The organism is Streptomyces sp. M41(2017) (assembly GCF_002078175.1).
GTDB lineage: Bacteria > Actinomycetota > Actinomycetes > Streptomycetales > Streptomycetaceae > Streptomyces.
Genome location: NZ_MWFK01000001.1, coordinates 1893352 through 1908713 on the forward strand (window position 1 = coordinate 1893352; position 15362 = coordinate 1908713).

12 protein-coding genes, 2 tRNA genes and 1 riboswitch are annotated in these 15362 nt (G+C 71.2%); of the genes, 4 read left to right on the forward strand and 10 right to left on the reverse strand.

Translation table 11 applies throughout. The features are described 5' to 3' along the window. Positions 1-40: 40 nt before the first annotated feature. On the forward strand, positions 41-877 hold the full coding sequence (gene trmB, locus B0675_RS08270; protein ID WP_081218181.1) for a tRNA (guanosine(46)-N7)-methyltransferase TrmB: 837 nt from the start codon (positions 41-43) through the stop codon (positions 875-877). Positions 878-973: 96 nt separating this feature from the next. Next, the gene (locus tag B0675_RS08275) at positions 974-2308 is read left to right on the forward strand and encodes a PrsW family intramembrane metalloprotease (protein WP_081218182.1); all 1335 of its coding nucleotides are present in this window, start codon (positions 974-976) and stop codon (positions 2306-2308) included. 58 nt (positions 2309-2366) lie between these two features. Here the strand turns inward: B0675_RS08275 and B0675_RS08280 are convergent, their stop codons facing one another. The 5 genes from B0675_RS08280 to B0675_RS08300 form a co-directional block, all read right to left on the reverse strand. After that, on the reverse strand, positions 2367-3311 hold the full coding sequence (locus B0675_RS08280) for an aldo/keto reductase (RefSeq protein WP_081218183.1): 945 nt from the start codon (positions 3309-3311) through the stop codon (positions 2367-2369). Between the two features lie 172 nt (positions 3312-3483). Further along, positions 3484-4521: a M23 family metallopeptidase gene (locus tag B0675_RS08285; RefSeq protein WP_081218184.1), complete on the reverse strand. Its 1038-nt coding sequence runs from the start codon at positions 4519-4521 to the stop codon at positions 3484-3486. 11 nt (positions 4522-4532) lie between these two features. Then, positions 4533-4690: riboswitch (cyclic di-AMP (ydaO/yuaA leader) on the reverse strand. Positions 4691-4946: 256 nt separating this feature from the next. Beyond that, complete coding sequence (locus B0675_RS08290) at positions 4947-6011, reverse strand: PP2C family protein-serine/threonine phosphatase (protein ID WP_081221673.1); 1065 nt, start codon at positions 6009-6011, stop codon at positions 4947-4949. Positions 6012-6342: 331 nt separating this feature from the next. Beyond that, positions 6343-6416, reverse strand: a tRNA-Met gene (locus B0675_RS08295). A gap of 101 nt (positions 6417-6517) precedes the next feature. Next, on the reverse strand, positions 6518-7678 hold the full coding sequence (locus B0675_RS08300) for a dihydrofolate reductase family protein (RefSeq protein WP_081218185.1): 1161 nt from the start codon (positions 7676-7678) through the stop codon (positions 6518-6520). A gap of 65 nt (positions 7679-7743) precedes the next feature. Here B0675_RS08300 and B0675_RS08305 point away from each other — a divergent pair, with 65 nt between their 5' ends. Next, complete coding sequence (locus B0675_RS08305) at positions 7744-8253, forward strand: MarR family transcriptional regulator (RefSeq protein WP_081218186.1); 510 nt, start codon at positions 7744-7746, stop codon at positions 8251-8253. Between the two features lie 165 nt (positions 8254-8418). Then, a complete protein-coding gene (ribA, locus tag B0675_RS08310) occupies positions 8419-9069 on the forward strand; it encodes a GTP cyclohydrolase II (protein WP_081218187.1) in 651 nt (216 codons plus the stop codon). Positions 9070-9203: 134 nt separating this feature from the next. Here ribA and B0675_RS08315 read toward each other — a convergent pair whose 3' ends face one another. The 5 genes from B0675_RS08315 to B0675_RS08335 all read right to left on the reverse strand — a co-directional run bounded on the left by B0675_RS08315 (position 9204) and on the right by B0675_RS08335 (position 15199). Continuing rightward, positions 9204-10184 carry a CU044_5270 family protein gene (locus B0675_RS08315; protein ID WP_081218188.1) on the reverse strand — a complete coding sequence of 327 codons (981 nt, stop codon included), beginning with the start codon at positions 10182-10184 and terminating at the stop codon, positions 9204-9206. After that, the gene (locus B0675_RS08320) at positions 10174-10794 is read right to left on the reverse strand and encodes an RNA polymerase sigma factor (protein ID WP_081218189.1); all 621 of its coding nucleotides are present in this window, start codon (positions 10792-10794) and stop codon (positions 10174-10176) included. Before B0675_RS08320 ends, B0675_RS08315 begins: the two co-directional genes overlap by 11 nt. Positions 10795-11049: 255 nt before the next feature. Next, positions 11050-11122: transfer RNA gene (locus B0675_RS08325), tRNA-Lys, on the reverse strand. Between the two features lie 120 nt (positions 11123-11242). Next, positions 11243-12778 (reverse strand): amino acid permease, encoded by a 1536-nt coding sequence (locus tag B0675_RS08330; RefSeq protein ID WP_081218190.1) that lies wholly within the window; start codon positions 12776-12778, stop codon positions 11243-11245. Between the two features lie 231 nt (positions 12779-13009). After that, positions 13010-15199, reverse strand: a complete 2190-nt coding sequence (locus tag B0675_RS08335; RefSeq protein WP_081218191.1) for a DEAD/DEAH box helicase — start codon at positions 15197-15199, stop codon at positions 13010-13012. Positions 15200-15362: the final 163 nt, after the last annotated feature.

A 15362-nucleotide genomic window follows, 5' to 3' on the forward strand; every position in this document is an offset into this window, starting at 1 on the left:
GACACACCCCGCCGCGACCCCCCGTAAAATCGACCGCACTGTGTCTGACTTCCTCGACTCCTCCGAAGAGACCCGGCCCGCCTCCGCCGAGGACGGCTCGCCGCGTCACCACCGCTCCCAGCGCGCACCCCGCTTCCCCGACGGGCCGCAGGCCGACCCCGCCGGATCGCACTTCGAGCGGCGGATCCGGAGCTTCCAGCCGCGCCGGAGCCGGGTGACGACCGGACAGGGCGAGGCTCTGCAGCGCCTGTGGCCCACGTGGGGCCTGGACATCGACGGACAGCGCACGCTCGACCTCGCGGAGCTGTTCGGGGCCGACCTGCCCGTCGTGCTGGAGATCGGCTTCGGCATGGGTGAGGCCACCGCACAGATGGCGGCCGAGGACCAGGGGACCGGAATCCTCGCCGTCGACGTGCACACCCCCGGCCAGGGGAATCTGCTGGGCCTCGCGGAGCGCAGCGGCCTGACCAACATCCGGGTCGCGAACGGCGACGCGATCATCCTGCTCCGGGAGATGCTCCCGCCCGCGTCCTTGGACGGCCTGCGGGTCTACTTCCCCGACCCCTGGCCCAAGAAGCGGCACCACAAGCGACGGCTGATCCAGCCGGAGTTCCTGGACCTCGCCGCGACGCGCCTCAAGCCGGGCGCGCTCGTGCACTGCGCGACGGACTGGGAGCCGTACGCCGAACAGATGCTCGAAGTTCTGAGCGCCCACCCCGACTTCGAGAACACGCGGCCGGACGGCGGTTTCGCGCCGCGCCCCGAGTTCCGGCCGCTGACCCGTTTCGAGGGCCAGGGACTGGACAAGGGTCATGTGGTGAACGACCTCCTCTTCCGGCGCGTACAGCATCGAGACCAGCACGCCCCGGGCACCTGACCCGCGCACGGCCCTCCGACGTCCCCGGGATCCCGCACGCCAGGGCGACTCCGGCCACCGTCGCGAGTCCCGCCCTCCCTCGTTAGGGTCAATGCCGTGGCCATCAGTCCCTCGTACCCCCCGCAGCCCGGCGTCCCCGCCGGGCACGCGTTGCGACATCCGCACTGGTGGCAGCGACGATCGGTCCGGTACGGGGCACTGATCACCCTGTTGGTGCTGTCCGGTCTCGTCATCCTCGCGCTCGTCCGCGAACAGACGGGCACCGAGGGCTTCCTGGTCGGCCTCGGCCTCGCCGTGTTCCCCGTGCCGCTGCTCATAGCGGCCTTCCGGTGGCTGGACCGGGTCGAGCCCGGCCCCTGGCGCAACCTGGTCTTCTCGTTCGCCTGGGGCGCCTGCGCGGCCGCGCTCATAGCGATCGTCGCCAACAGCTTCGCCACGCGGTGGATAGCGACCGCGACCGCGGATCCGTCCAGCGCCGACACCCTCGGCGCGACCGTCATCGCTCCCGTCGTGGAGGAGTCGGCGAAGGCGGCGGCCGTCCTGCTGGTCTTCCTCTTCCGCAGACGGGACTTCACCGGGATCGTCGACGGCGTGGTCATAGCCGGAGTCACCGCCACCGGCTTCGCGTTCACCGAGAACATCCTCTACCTCGGCACCGCCTTCGGCACCGACCGGCTCAGCGGGAGCAGCGGGCTGACCTCCGTCACCGCCGCGACCTTCTTCGTCCGCGTGGTGATGTCGCCCTTCGCGCATCCCCTGTTCACCGTGCTGACCGGCATCGGCTTCGGCGTCGCGGCCCTGTCCGCCGAGCACCAGCACGTGCGCCGCGCACTGATCCCGTTCGCCGGGCTGCTGCTCGCGATGGGGATGCACTCGGTGTGGAACAGCTCGTCGGACTTCGGCGAGTACGGCTTCTTCGCGGTCTACGCGGCGTTCATGGTGCCCGCGTTCGGGCTGCTGACCTGGCTGGTCGTGTGGACCCGGCAGCGCGAGCTGCGCACCGTGCGCACGGAACTGCCCGCGTACACCACGGCCGGCTGGCTGGGCACGGCCGAGCCGTACGTCCTCGGCTCGATGCGGGCCCGGCGCCTCGCCCGCGAGTACGCCCGACATCACTGGGGCAAGGCGGCGGGTCGCTCGGTCGCCGAGTACGAGGCGTACGCGACCTCGCTGGCGTTCCTGCGCCACCGGGGGCGCCGGGGCCGCGCGGGCGCCGACTTCGTCGTACGGGAACGCGAGCTGCTGCACGAGCTGTGGCGGCGCCGGGAGATCGCCCGGCCGTCCCTCGCCTACGCGGCCCGCACCACCTCCCCGATCCCCGCACCGCCCCCCTGGCCGGCGCACGGCTACGGGTACGCGGCCCCACCGGCCCAGCCGTACGCGCCGCCGGTGCCGTACCCGACGTACGACTACAACCCCTACCGTTCCTAGCCCTCCGTCCGCGCGAGGCGGCGCATCACGCGGACGGAGGCCCGGGATCACACGGGTGTCAGGCCGACGCCTCGGTCAGGCGCGACAGTTCCGCGTCGGTCAGCGACAGGTCCGCGACACCCAGCAGGGCGGGGAGCTGCTCCACCGTGCGGGCCGAGGCGATCGGCGCGGCCACGGTGGGCTGGGCGGCGAGCCAGGCGAGGGCGACGGTCGCGACGGCGGCGTTGTGGGCCTCGGCGATCTCGTCGAGCGCGGTGAGGACCCGCTGCCCGCGTTCCGTCTCCAGGTGCTTGGACGCACCCGCGGCGCGGGGCGAGTCGACGGTCGCGCCCGGACGGTACTTGCCGGTGAGGAAGCCCGCGGCGAGCGCGAAGTACGGGACGGCGGCCAGTCCGGCGCGGGACGCGACGTCGCGCAGATCGCCCTCGTAGGTGTCGCGCGAGACCAGGTTGTACTGCGGCTGGAGCGCGACGTAGCGGGCGAGGCCCTCGCGGTCGGAGAACTCCAGGGACTCCTGGAGCCGTTCCGGGGAGATGTTGGACGCGGCGATGTTCCGCACCTTGCCGGCCTTCACCAGCTCGTCGAGGGCGCCGATGATCTCGTCGACCGGCACCTCGGTCTTGTCGAAGTGCGTGTAGTAGAGGTCGATGTGGTCGGTGCCCAGGCGACGCAGGGAAGCGTCGGCGGCGGCCTTGATGTTGGCGCCGGAGAGGCCCGGGAAGGCGGGGTGCTGGCTGACCTTGGTCGCGACGACGATGTCCGCGCGGTTGCCGCGGGCCTTCAGCCACTTGCCGATGATGGTCTCGGACTCGCCGCCCTCGTTGCCGTCGACCCACGACGAGTAGGAGTCGGCCGTGTCGAGGAAGTTGCCCCCGGCGGCCGCGTAGGCGTCGAGGACCGCGAAGGACTGGGTCTCGTCCGCCGTCCACCCGAAGACGTTGCCGCCCAGGGAGAGCGGGAAGACCTCGAGGTCGGAGGAGCCGAGCTTGCGAAGAGAAGTCATGTGTCGATTCAACGCCCGGTTCGGATGCCTGTATTCCACATGCGTCCGCACGGCTGCCGCATCCCGCACGGCCGGTACGGCGGACGAAACCGGCCGGTCGCGGAAGTCCCCACGACCGGCCGGCCGGCAATCCGTGCGGATCAGGGGCCGAGCCCCTGGTCCGGAAGACCCGTCAGGGGTTGAGGCCCTTGCCCTGGAGCCACGCCATCGGGTCGATGCCGGTGGCCGCGCCGCCGGGGTGGACCTCCAGGTGCAGGTGCGGCCCGGTGACGTTGCCCGTCGCGCCGACGCGGCCGATGACGTCGCCCGTGGCGACCTTCTGGCCGGCGCTGACACTGATCGACGACTGGTGGCAGAACCAGAGTTCGGTGCCGTCGTCGAGCGTGAGGATCGTGCGGTAGCCGTACGAACCGGCCCAGCCCGCCTCGGTGATGGTGCCGCTGTGGACGGCCTTGATCAGCGTGCCGGTGGGCGCGGCGAAGTCGAGACCCGTGTGGTAGCCCGAGGACCACAGGGCGCCGGCCTCGCCGAAACGCGAGGTCAGGGTGTACGAGGAGGTCGGCAGCGAGTAGCTCTTGGCGAGCTCGGCCAGGCGCTCGGCCTCGGCCTTCGCCTTGGCCTCCTCCTCCGCCTTCTTCTTCGCGGCGTCCGCCTTGGCCTCGGCGGCGTCCTGCTGCTTGGTGGCGAGCGCGACGGCCTGCTTCGCGGCGGCTGTCTCGGCCGCCTGCTGGGCGGCGCTGTCGACCTGGCTCTGCTGCGCTTCGGCCTGCTGCATGATGCGGGCCCGCAGCGCCTCACCGGCGTCCGCGGTGCCCTGGGCGGTGTCGGCGGTGGTCAGCCCCGCGCCGGTGAGCGGCGTCGAGGAGCCCTTGAGGGTCTCGGCGCCGTCACTGATCAGTGCCTTGGCCGAGTGCGTGACCGAGGACAGGTCGGGCAGCGAGATCGAGACCGGCGCCTTGCCGGGCGCTGCGGTGGCCATGCCACCGGCGCCGACGGCGGCGATCACGCCTACGCCGAGGACCGTGGAGCTGCGGGCGAGTCCTCCGCCGCGCTGCTTTCCCACGCGGTGCCGGCCACGAACGGGACGGACGGAATCCTCGGTGGGATTCCACTCCTCCCAGGGTCCCTCGTCCTTGCCGTGGGCGAAACCGAAGGACTGGGTGTCATTCGGTGCGAACGAGGTTGGCTGAGCAGGCCGGTTGGACGCCACGTGGGCGCACTCCTTTCCTTCCTTCTCGCCTACCGGGTTAGCTGACGGGTTCGGAGCAGGAAGGTCTCCTACGCGCGTATACCCACCGTGTCGCCACGGTGGAGGACGCTCGATTCACCCCAAGTTGGTGGTTCCCCGGTTCCCTTGCGGGATTCGGCGCGTGCGCACGGAGCCATCTCTTGTGACGGCTGGGACGACCGCGCTGCGTTATCGAACGTTAATAGACCTGGCCACCTGATTCCAAGCTGTTCAGACTGATCGTTAACGCTTTTTGGCCAGGACTTTGGGGTCATGCGCACTGAAAAACGGGCGAGTTGGCCTCATTCCGTCGCCACGGCCGCATGTGACGGTGTGTCAGTCGTTATGCGGAGGGACACGGTTCGGTCACTCCTCGTGACAGCGGTCGAGAAGGGCCTTCGAGGGTGTCAACCGCGCCGGACGGCGAGCAGCGCCATGTCGTCACTGAGGGCGCCGCCCGTGTGCTTGCGGACCTCGACCGCGAGGGTGTTCAGCAGCGCGTCGGGCCCCGGGAAGACCCGCCCGGCCAGCCGCGCGGCCGGATCGTAGAACTCCCCGCTCACATCCCGGGCCTCGGACAGCCCGTCGGTGTGCAGCAGCAGGATCGCGCCGCGCGGAAAGCGGGCCGGCACCGCCCGGTCGGGTGTGCTGCCCAGGTCGCTCATCCCGAGGGGCAGCGCGCCGGGTCCGCCGGTGAGCGGGACGAGTGTGCCGTCGGGGTGCAGCATCAGGGGCGTCGGATGGCCCCGGTTGACGATGCGGACGGTCTCCCCTTCGTGCGGGATCTCCGCGAGGACGGCGGTGGTGAACCCTTCGACGGCGTCGAGGTTGTCGCGCCGGGTGCCCTCGCGCTTCAGCGCCCGCTCCAGCCGCTGCGCGACCGCCTCCAGGGTCGTCTCCTGCTCCGCCGCCTCCCGGAAGGCACCGATGACCACGGCGACGGCGGCGACCGCGGTCATCCCCTTGCCCCGCACGTCCCCGACGACCAGCCGCACGCCGTACGGGGTGTCCTGCACGGCGTACAGGTCCCCGCCGATGGACGCGTCCGCCTGGGCCGCCTCGTAGCGCGCGGCGACGTCGAGGCCGTCGATGCGTGCCTGGGGTTCGGGCAGCACGGCCCGTTGCGCGAACTCGGCGATCTCTCGCACGGAGGCGAGCCGCTCGTCGCTGCGCCGGACGAGGATGTTGATGAGGATGCCCAGGACGGCCGCCGTGGCGACGGTGACGACCTCGGTGACCGCGTCGACCCGCAGGACGATGCCGAGGCGCAGGTGTAGGAGGATCAGCGCGCCGACGGCGGCGGCGCCGGTGAGGACGGTGCCGCGCAGCGAGTACAGGGGCGCGGCGACCAGGGTGGCGGCGGTGAAGAGGGGGGCGGCGGTGAACTCGCCCGGTGTGAAGTAGTCGTAGAAGGTCCCGCCGACGACCAGCAGCACCGGCAGGGCCCGTACAAGTGCACGCACGGCGGAGATACGGCCCGTCCGCCATCGCGCCGGACCGGTTCCGGGATCGCCCGCGGGTCCGGACGCACCCGAAGGACCGGCACCCCCCGTCGCCCGCGGATCACCGAGGGGCGGGCGGTCGGCCCGGTCGTCGAGTTCTCCGGTCCGCTCCTCACCTCCTGGCTGACCCACCCGTCCAGCAGACCCGGAGCGGGGACGGCGGGCGACCGGTGTGGCCCGACCGAGGGATTCCGCGACCCTCCGGAGCGAACACGGCGACGGGAAGGGCGGACGCTCAAGGCGCCCTGCCAACACCAAGGGCCGGAACTCGTGAATCCGAGTTCCGGCCCTTGGCCTTCAGTAGCGGGGACAGGATTTGAACCTGCGACCTCTGGGTTATGAGCCCAGCGAGCTACCGAGCTGCTCCACCCCGCGTCGTAAGAACCAGTGTACGGCATCCGCGGGGCCCTCGGCACACACGTACACCGGGGCCCCTTCCGTGCGGCCGAACCACGGCTTCGAGGGCCTCGGCCCCCTCAGTCCCTGCCGTGCGCGGCCCCGTCCAGGAGATGGCGGTTGGGTGCCTTGGCGCGCTGCTCGTACTCGGGCAGAAGGACGACGTCGGCGCCCGCGGCGGCGAGGAGTCCGTTGCCGTCGGCGTCGGTGACGAAGGTGTCCGGTTCGCGCCAGGCGGTGACGACCCGCCGCACGCCGGCGTCGAGGATGAGCCGGGCGCAGGGAGCGGGGCGGGAGGCGCGGCGGGCGCACGGCTCCAGGCTGCTGTAGACGGTGGCGGCGGGCAGCCGCGGATCGGCCGGGTCGATCTTGGCGAGGGCGGCCTCCTCCGCGTGCACCACGGGATCGTCGCCCTCGCGGGAGTGGCCGCGGGCCAGCTCGGTCCCGTCCGCGGCGACCACCACGGCGCCGACGCTGAACGCGGTCTCCGAGGGCGGGCAGGAGGCCGCCAGCTCGCAGGCGAGGGCCAGCCACTGCCGGTCGGCGGCGGACGCGGTCCGGCCGGTGCCGGGGGCGGTGGGGACGTAGCGGATGAGGACGACGTCCCCGACGGGCCGGGTCTCGACGAGTCGCAGCCGGCCGGGGGGATAGGCGCCGGGCCCGAACAGCCGCGGCGCGTCCGGCTGCCCGACGAAGAGGGGGGCGACGGCGAGCTGCAGCTCGTCGGCGAGCCCTTCCCGTACGAGCTGGGTGTGGACCCGTCCGCCGCCCTCGACCATCAGCCGGCGGACGCCCCGGACGTCGTGCAGGTGCTCCAGCAGCACGCGCCAGTCCAGCTCGGGTCCGGTCGCGACGATGTCGACGCCGGGCAGGCCGTGCAGCAGACCGGCGGCCCGGCGCGCGCCCTCGTCGGTCGTGTAGACGGCCTTCTCGCCGCCCGTGTGCCAGAACTGCGCCTCCGGGTCGAGGTCGCCGGAGCCGCTGACGGTGACCTTCAGCGGATAGGCCGGGCGCCCGTCGGTGACGCGGGCGGCGCGGCGTTCGGCGGAGTTCACCAGGAGCCGGGGGTTGTCGGCGCGCAGGGTGCCGGCGCCGACCAGGATGGCGTCGCAGGACGCCCGCACCTCGTCGACCCGGTCGAAGTCGGCCGCGCCCGAGAGCAGCAGCCGCTCGGGCCCGGTGTCGTCCAGGAAGCCGTCGAGGGAGACGGCGGCGGACAACAGGACGTGGGGACGGGGCATGGGGGCGTTTCCTCCGGTCGCAGCGCACAGTGGTTCAAGTTTTAAACAATACCTAGACTGACCCCATGACGACCCGCTGGCTCTCCCCCGCCGAACAGCGCGCCTGGCGCTCGTACATCTCCGCGAGCTCCCTCCTGGAGGACACCATCGACCGCGGACTCCAGGCCGAGGCGGGCATGCCCCACCTTTACTACTCCATCCTGGCGAGGTTGTCCGAGGCGCCCGAGCGGCGGCTGCGGATGACGGAGCTGGCCGAGACGCTGAAGATCACGCGCAGCCGCCTCACGTACGCCGTGACGCGACTGGAGAAGGACGGCACGGTGCGCCGTGAGGGCTGCCCGACCGACCGGCGCGGCCATGTGGCCGTGCTCACCGACGACGGCATGGACCTCGTGGAGCGGACCGCGCCCGGGCATGTCGCGACGGTCCGTGCGGCGGTCTTCGACCGGCTGACCCCCGAGCAGGTGGGCCAGCTGGAGGAGATCTGCGGGGCCATCACCCGGGCGATCCAGGACGAGGACTCGGCGGCGCGCGGGGAAGATCTGCCGTGGCGCCGACGTTCCTGCTCGTCATGAGGAGCGCGGACGACAGCACAAGGGCGAGGACGGCAAGGGCGGCCCTCCCCCTTATTGCTTGAACTTTGAAGCAGATGTAGTGTCTCGTCCTGGACGGTGTGCTTCAAATCTGAAGCACAATCCGTGAACGCCGTCCCGTACGAACCCGCTGGACGGAGAGACAACATGCGCGACCACCCCACCGCCACGGTGCGCACCCGTGTCCGCGTACCCCTGCGCTTCGGCGACGGCTACTCCGTCGACGCGGACCTCGTCACCTTCCACGGCCTCGTCGACGGCAAGGAACACCTGGCCGTCGTCCTCGGCGCCCCGGACCCGGGCACCGACCCGCTGGTGCGGCTGCACTCCGAGTGCCTGACCGGCGACGTCTTCGGCTCGGCCCGCTGCGACTGCGGACCGCAGCTGCGCGAGGCGGTGGAGCAGATCGCGGAGCGCGGCGGCGTCCTGCTGTACCTGCGCCAGGAGGGCCGCGGCATCGGCCTCTACAACAAGCTCGACGCGTACGCCCTCCAGGACGAGGGCCTCGACACGTACGCCGCCAACGCCGCCCTCGGCCTGCCCGAGGACGACCGCGACTACACGGCCGCCGCCCAGATGCTCCAGGCCCTCGGCATCGACACCCTCGACCTGCTCTCCAACAACCCCGACAAGGCGGAACAGCTGCGCGACCTCGGCGTCACGGTCGCCCACCGCGTCCCGACGGGCGTCTTCACCACCGCGCACAACGTCCGGTACCTGCGTGCCAAGGTCCTCCAGACCCAGCACACGCTGCCGCTGCCGGAGCTGACCGGCCTCACGGAGCTCTCGGCGGGCTGACCCCGCGCCCGGCAGCGGGAACGCCTCGGTGCCGTACGCCACGGCCGGGGGCGGCGGAACCGCCGCCCCCGATCCATCGGTGGAGACCCTGACCGTGGACGTGGACGTGGCCGTGGCCGAACGGAACGGCGAGGCTAGGGCAGTTGCCTCAGTCGGTCGACGACCGCCCAGTCGACCACGTGCGACAGCTGGATGTACGTCCTGTCTCCGGACGCCGAAGTCCTTTCGTCCCGGAAGCCCAGGAACTCGTAGGACTTCGGCGAGAAGATCAGGTACTTGCCCTGCGCCATCGGGCTCTTGGGGTAGGCGATCCCCACCCCGGTGCGCCCGGCGGAGTCCTTCACCCCCGGAAGCGCCTCGACCCCCGGCACCAGGGCCAGTGCCTCGTACGCCGCGGAACGCAGCCCCTCGGGCAGCACCGGCCACTTCAGGAGTTCGCCGAGCATGAAGTACGCCTGGTACCAGTCCTGAGCCGTGAAGTCACCGGTCGACCGCTTGGACGATCCGACGTCGGTGAGCACCGGGATGAGTTTCTCCGGGGCGGTGGGCAGCTTCTTCAACTCGCTCCATTTCCGGGGCGGCCACACGCCCTCGCCCTTCTTCATGGGCTCTTCCCAGATCACCCGGCCGAGTTCCATGGTCAGGGAGCGCCGGGAGCCGTCCACCGAGTCCCAGTTGACGTCCTCGTACGTCTTCACGGCGCCGGTCCCGCGCTCCGTCTCCCTGATGACCCGCTTCGAATAGATGAACTGGTCGTCGCGCGGTGCCACCCTCGCCTCCTGCCGGCCCGCCCGCGCCGCCGCCGTGTTCAGCACCGTCACGGCACTGACGTTGCTCATCCGCGGTGTCGCCGTGCCCGGTGCGCGGTCGGCACGGTGCGGACGATCGCCGGCGACCCCGTCGGCGATCAGCACCGCCGTTCCCGTGACGGCCACGGCGGCCGCGGCGGCCGTCGCCAGACGGAGCACGTGGCGGCGGCCGGGGCCGGCATCCGGGTGCCGCTCGGCGCGCGCGATCGTGTTGAGCAACCGGTGGCGCGCCCCGGATCGGGCCGGTCCGGTGAGGGGGGCCGCCTCCGCGTCCCAGTCCCGCAGGAGTTCGAGTTCATCGGTCATGGCGGGGTTCCTCTCGCAGAGTTGTCGGATCGGATCCGCCCAATGCCTCGCGCAGCCTGCCGCGCGCCCGGTGCAGCCGTGATCTGACCGTGCCTATGGGGACGTCGAGGGCCTGGGCCACTTCCTCGTAGCCGAGACCGCCCCAGGCCACCAGCAGCAGCACGTCCCGGTGCCGTGCGGGCAGGGCGGCCAGCGCGGCCGCCAGCTCACGGCCCACGGCCTGCGCCCCCGCGCGGGCCGCGGCACGATCGGCCACCGGGTCCTCGTGATCGGCCGGAGCCGGGACGCGGGCCAGCGCCCTGAAGCGGCGGGCCTCGGTCCGCCGGTGCCGTCCGGCCAGGTTGGTCGCGATGCCGAACAGCCAGGGCCGGGCGCCGTCACCCGTGGCACGCGCGGGGTCGTAACGGTGCCGCTGCTGGAACGCGGTGGTGAAGGTGTCCGCCATCAGGTCGTCGGCCGGCTCGCCACCGAGTCTGCGGGCCAGATAGCGGTGCACCTCGTCCGCGTACCGGTCGAAGAGCACGGCGAACGCCTCCGGCTCGTCCCGCGACCGTGCGATGACCGAGGCATCGCTCTCCGGCCCCGCGCGGACGCCTGGCTCCACGGTCATCGGGACTCCTCTCGTCCAAGGGAACAGGCTTCGAAAGCCTGGGCTTTCACCTCTCCTTCGCCGTTCGCCCCGGACGAGTTCCCTCAGGGCTCCGGGCCGCAGCACACGCGGGCCGGCTTCGGACACCGCGCCGCACCAACGGCTGACCCAGCGTTCGCTCAACACCCCGCAGACGAAGAAGTGCCCGAGTCGGCCGATGCCGTCCCGGGCACTTCCCAGCAGGTCAGAGGGGATGCACTTGCTCCCTCGTCCACGTAGACCCTGTGGGACTCGAACCCACAACCAATGGATTAAAAGTCCACTGCTCTGCCAATTGAGCTAAGGGTCCCCGCACCGGCCTACGCCGATGCGGCGCACCGGACGCGCCGATGCATCCCCGAGCATAGCCGGACGTGGCCGGGACGCCGATCGGGTATCGGTGACCCGGCCGCGCCGGATGCGCACAAGGTCAGGGATCCACCGGTTCGGGCGCTCCCTCGCGGAGGGCCTCACGGGCGATGTTGCGCTCGTGTCCGGGGTTGAGGAACCAGTGCCGGGCCGAGGCCAGCCACCAGACCGCGGCGAAGCCGAGTACGACGAGAACCGCGACCGGGGCGTAGTTGAACGTCTCCCAGGTCACCGGGGAGACCTGCGGCAGCATGAACAGGATCGTGATGACGACGACCCACCCGACCGCGATCACCCCGATCGGGCGGGACCAGCGGCCCAGGTGCCAGGGCCCGCGCTGGAAGTCCTCGCCCTTGCGCACCCGCAGGAACGTCGGGATGACGTAGGCGACATAGAGGCCGATGACCGCGATCGACGTCACGGCCGCGTAGGCCGCGTAGTTGATCAGGTACGGCAGTCCGAGCACGAGCGCCCCGAGGGCGGCCAGCCAGACCGCCGCGACGGGCGTCCGCGTGCGCGGGTTCACCGTGTGCCAGACGTTCGAGAAGGGCAGTGCTCCGTCCCGCGAAAAGGCGTAGATCATGCGGCTGTTGGCCGTCACCGACGCCATGCCGCAGAAGAGCTGGGCGCCGATCACGACGAGCAGCAGGAGTTTTCCGGACGTGGCGCCGACCGCGTCGAGGAGGATCTGCGCCGGAGGCGCCCCGGTCGCCGAGTTCAACTCCTTGTCGTACGACTGGATGGCGAAGGTGAAGCCGAGGAGCAGGACGAAGCCGGCGATCCACGAGGTCCAGATGGACCGCACGATGCCCTTCGGGCCGGCCGTCGAGGCGTCGTGGGTCTCCTCCGTCATGTGGGCGGAGGCGTCGTACCCGGTGAACGTGTACTGGGCCATGAGCAGTCCGATGAGGACGACGTAGACCCCGCTGCCCCAGCCCGTGTTGTTGACGAACTTCGTGAACACGAAGTCGGCCGACTGGTGCTGGTCGGGCACGAAGGTCAGCGCGCCGACGATGACGGCGACACCGACGACGTGCCACCACACGCTGATGCTGTTGAGCAGCGCAACGATCCCCACCCCGAACGTGTTGAGCAGTCCGTGCAGGATCAGAATCCCGGCGAACAGCAGGACCGTGCGGCCCGGCGTCACCTCGAAGTCGAACTGGAGGTTCAGGTAGGCGCCGAGGAACGACGCGGCGCCGAAGTCGATGCCCGCGGTCACGGCGACCTGGCCGAGGACGTTGAACCAGCCCGTGAACCACGCCCAGGCCGCCGCGCTGCGTTCCGGGGCGAGCCGGTGGGCCCAGAAGTACAGCCCGGCGGAGGTCGGATAGGCCGAACAGATCTCGGCCATCGCGAGTCCGACGAACAGCGTCATCAGACCGACCGCGACCCAGCCCCAGGTGATCACGGCGGGACCGCCGGTGTTCATGCCGAACAGATACAGCGTCAGACAGCCCGACAGGACCGAGATGATCGTGAAGGAGACCGCGTAGTTGGAGAACGCCGACATGCGGCGGGCGAGCACCTGCGTGTAGCCGAGCTGGGCGAGCCGTTCTTCGTCCGACAGCCCACTGCCCGTGGCGTCATTTGTCATGCCCCCAGCGATTCCCTCGCGGGAGGCACGACATGCGCGGGGCGGAACATCAAGTTGGCCAGAAAAGCCCCTTGCAGGTCCGCCGGCCACCGCTGATCTTCACGCGCGCCCCGAACGACCCCGTGCCGGTGCCTCGCCCTCGCCGCGAACAGGCGGGCGGCACCCGGGACGACGACGTGGCCCCCACCCGAATCGGGTGGGGGCCACGTCAGTTGGTCAGGTCAGCGGCGGTCAGCCGTTGCGCTTCCAGCGCGGCTTGTCGTCGCGGCGGAACGAACCGGTGCCGGTTCCGGTGCCGGTCGTGCGGTGGTCGTCGCGGCGACCGGTCGGGCGGTCGTGGCCGCCGGAGCGGAAGCCGCCGCCCGCGGGACGGTCACCCTGACGGTCGCGGTTGAAGGGACGGTCGCTGCCACGGTGGCCGCCACGCTCGTCACGACGCTCGAAGGAGCGGCCGCCGCGGTCGTCGCGGTTGAAGCCACCGCCGCGGTTCTCACGGTTGAAGCCGCCACCGCGGTTGTCGTCACGACGCTCGAAAGAACGGCCGCCGCGGTCGTCACGGTTGAAGCCACCACCACGGTTGTCGTCACGACGGTCGTTGTCACGGCGGAAGCCGCCACCGCGGTTGTCGTCACGACGCTCGAAAGAACGGCCGCCACGGTCGTCGCGGTTGAAGCCGCCACCACGGTTGTCGTCACGGCGGAAGCCACCACGGTCGTTGTCGCGGCGGAAGCCGCCACGGTCACCGTCACGGCGGTCGTCACGACGGCCACCGCGGTCGTCGCGGTTGAAGCCGCCACCACGGTTGTCGTCACGACGGAAGCCACCACGGTCGTTGTCGCGGCGCTCGTAGTTGCCCCGCTCGTCACGGCGCTGACGCGGCTCGTACGCGGGACGCTCGGCCGGGGCCTCGGCGACCGCGGACTCGGCGGCCGGCGCCTCGGCGGCGACAGCCTGCTCGGCGGCCTCGGCGGCGGCCGCGACGGCCACCTCCGGGTCGTCGCCCCGCTCACGGGCGGCACGGGCGACCAGACGATCGGCCTCGCCGCGCAGCTCGGCGGCGCGACGCTGCGCGCGCTCCAGCTCCTTGGTGAGCTGGGTGACCTCACGCTCGGCCTGCTGGGCGGCGTCGCCCGCGGACTGGGCCTGGACCTCGGTCATCGAGCGGGCGCCGGTGATCTCGGCGACCTCGGGCTCGAAGGCCGTACCGGAGTTGATGATGTGACGCGCGGCGTCGACGCCCGCGTCCTCCATCAGCCGGAAGATCTGGCGGCGCTGGTGCGGCAGCGACAGCGACACGACGGTGCCGGAGCGGCCGGCGCGGGCGGTGCGGCCCGAGCGGTGCAGGTAGTCCTTGTGGTCACCGGCCGGGTCCACGTTCAGGACCAGGTCGATGCCGTCGACGTGGATACCGCGGGCGGCGACGTCGGTCGCGACGAGCGCGTTGACGTAGCCGTCCTTGAAGTCGGCCAGCGTCCGCGTACGGGCGCCCTGCGTCATGCCACCGTGCAGCGCGTCGGCCTTCACACCGGCGTCACGCAGCTGCTCGGCGATACGGTCGGCGCCCAGCTGGGTGCGGACGAAGATGATCGTGCGGCCCTTGCGGGAGGCGATCGCGGCGGTGACCGGCGCCTTGTCCTTGGGCTTCACGATGAGGATGTGGTGCGACATGGTCGTGACGTTGCCCTGGGCGCTGTCGACCTCGTGCGTGACCGGGTTGGTCAGGTAGCGCTTGACCAGCGTGGAGATCTCGTTCTCCATCGTGGCGGAGAACAGCATGCGCTGGCCGCCGGCCGGGATCTGGTCGAGCAGCTCGGTGACCTCGGGCAGGAAGCCCAGGTCCGACATCTGGTCGGCCTCGTCGAGAACGGCGATCTGGGTGTTCTCCAGCGAGCAGGCGCCGCGGTTGATGATGTCGCGCAGACGGCCCGGGGTGGCGACGAGGACGTCGACGCCGCGCTCCAGGGCGTAGATCTGGTTGCCCATCGACGTACCGCCGCAGACGACCTTCATCTTCAGGCCGAGGACGTCGCCGTAGGGCTGCAGCGCGTCGGCGACCTGCATGGCCAGCTCACGGGTCGGCGTGAGGATGACGGCGCGCGGCTTCTTCTTCTCGGTGTGACCGCCGGCGAGCTGCGCCAGGGTCGGCAGACCGAAGGAGAGGGTCTTGCCGGAGCCGGTGCGGCCACGGCCGAGGATGTCCTTGCCGGCCAGGGCGTCCGGGATGGTCGCGGCCTGGATCGGGAAGGGGCTGGTCACGCCGTTCTGCGCGAGCTTGCGGACGACACCCTCGGGCAGACCGAGGTCGGAGAAGGTCATCTCGGGGGCGGACTCGACGGTCTCGACGACCTCGATGATCTCGTTCACGGTGTCGTTCTGGTCGTTCTCGGGCACGACGACGTGATCAGTACTGGAAACAGACATGCGAAATGCGAACCTTCCGGAGTTCTTCGGCACGCGCCCAAACTCCGTGAAGTCGCAATCGACCGCCTCTATGCGGTCCGGCCACGGCAAGGGAGAGTACGCGCCACGCGGCGCTCTCTTTGGCGGCGCCGGGCAAATGGGATCAAACGATCTACCACCATAC

What these genes read in the sequence shown, in the direction of transcription:
- B0675_RS08320 (WP_081218189.1), bottom strand. Translation starts at nt 10,794, where the DNA reads ATGACCGTGGAGCCAGGCGTCCGCGCGGGGCCGGAGAGCGATGCCTCG.
- ribA (WP_081218187.1), top strand. Translation starts at nt 8,419, where the DNA reads ATGCGCGACCACCCCACCGCCACGGTGCGCACCCGTGTCCGCGTACCC.
- B0675_RS08315 (WP_081218188.1), bottom strand. Translation starts at nt 10,184, where the DNA reads ATGACCGATGAACTCGAACTCCTGCGGGACTGGGACGCGGAGGCGGCC.
- B0675_RS08330 (WP_081218190.1), bottom strand. Translation starts at nt 12,778, where the DNA reads ATGACAAATGACGCCACGGGCAGTGGGCTGTCGGACGAAGAACGGCTC.
- B0675_RS08300 (WP_081218185.1), bottom strand. Translation starts at nt 7,678, where the DNA reads ATGCCCCGTCCCCACGTCCTGTTGTCCGCCGCCGTCTCCCTCGACGGC.
- B0675_RS08335 (WP_081218191.1), bottom strand. Translation starts at nt 15,199, where the DNA reads ATGTCTGTTTCCAGTACTGATCACGTCGTCGTGCCCGAGAACGACCAG.
- B0675_RS08305 (WP_081218186.1), top strand. Translation starts at nt 7,744, where the DNA reads ATGACGACCCGCTGGCTCTCCCCCGCCGAACAGCGCGCCTGGCGCTCG.
- B0675_RS08280 (WP_081218183.1), bottom strand. Translation starts at nt 3,311, where the DNA reads ATGACTTCTCTTCGCAAGCTCGGCTCCTCCGACCTCGAGGTCTTCCCG.